Source organism: Aeromonas intestinalis, assembly GCF_054052485.1.
Map to the genome: position 1 here is coordinate 1 of NZ_JBSTYK010000034.1, position 1,192 is coordinate 1,192.

The window sequence follows — 1,192 nt, forward strand, 5'->3', positions numbered from 1 at the left end:
ATGGGGGGACCATCCTCCAAGGCTAAATACTCCTGACTGACCGATAGTGAACCAGTACCGTGAGGGAAAGGCGAAAAGAACCCCTGTGAGGGGAGTGAAATAGAACCTGAAACCGTGTACGTACAAGCAGTGGGAGCCCTTCGGGGTGACTGCGTACCTTTTGTATAATGGGTCAGCGACTTACATTTTGTAGCGAGGTTAACCGTATAGGGGAGCCGTAGGGAAACCGAGTCTTAACTGGGCGTCTAGTTGCAAGGTGTAGACCCGAAACCGGGTGATCTAGCCATGGGCAGGTTGAAGGTTGAGTAACATCAACTGGAGGACCGAACCCACTAACGTTGCAAAGTTAGGGGATGACCTGTGGCTGGGGGTGAAAGGCCAATCAAACTCGGAGATAGCTGGTTCTCCCCGAAAGCTATTTAGGTAGCGCCTCGGACGAATACTACTGGGGGTAGAGCACTGTTTGGGCTAGGGGGTCATCCCGACTTACCAACCCCATGCAAACTCCGAATACCAGTAAGTAATATCCGGGAGACACACGGCGGGTGCTAACGTCCGTCGTGAAGAGGGAAACAACCCAGACCGCCGGCTAAGGTCCCAAAGTTCTGGTTAAGTGGGAAACGATGTGGGAAGGCTCAGACAGCTAGGATGTTGGCTTAGAAGCAGCCATCATTTAAAGAAAGCGTAATAGCTCACTAGTCGAGTCGGCCTGCGCGGAAGATGTAACGGGGCTCAAACCAGGCACCGAAGCCGCGGATTCACGCTAAGCGTGAGTGGTAGGGGAGCGTTCTGTAAGTCTGCGAAGGTGTATCGAGAGGTATGCTGGAGATATCAGAAGTGCGAATGCTGACGTAAGTAACGATAAAGGGGGTGAAAAGCCTCCTCGCCGGAAGACCAAGGGTTCCTGTCCAACGTTAATCGGGGCAGGGTGAGTCGACCCCTAAGGTGAGGCCGAAAGGCGTAATCGATGGGAAGCAGGTTAATATTCCTGCACGACTTGTAATTGCGATGGGGGGACGGAGAAGGCTAGGTGGGCCAGGCGACGGTTGTCCTGGTGAAAGTGCGTAGGTGGTGTTTCTAGGCAAATCCGGAGACACAACACTGAGACACGAGACGAACGCACTACGGTGCGGAAGCCATTGATGCCCTGCTTCCAGGAAAAGCCTCTAAGCTTCAGATTACAAGTCATCGT

At 53.2% G+C, this 1,192-nt stretch carries 1 rRNA gene; it reads left to right on the forward strand.

Going from position 1 to position 1,192, the window contains the following annotated elements:
- Positions 1 to 1,192, forward strand: a 23S ribosomal RNA gene (locus ACW5W7_RS21255); the annotation flags it as partial.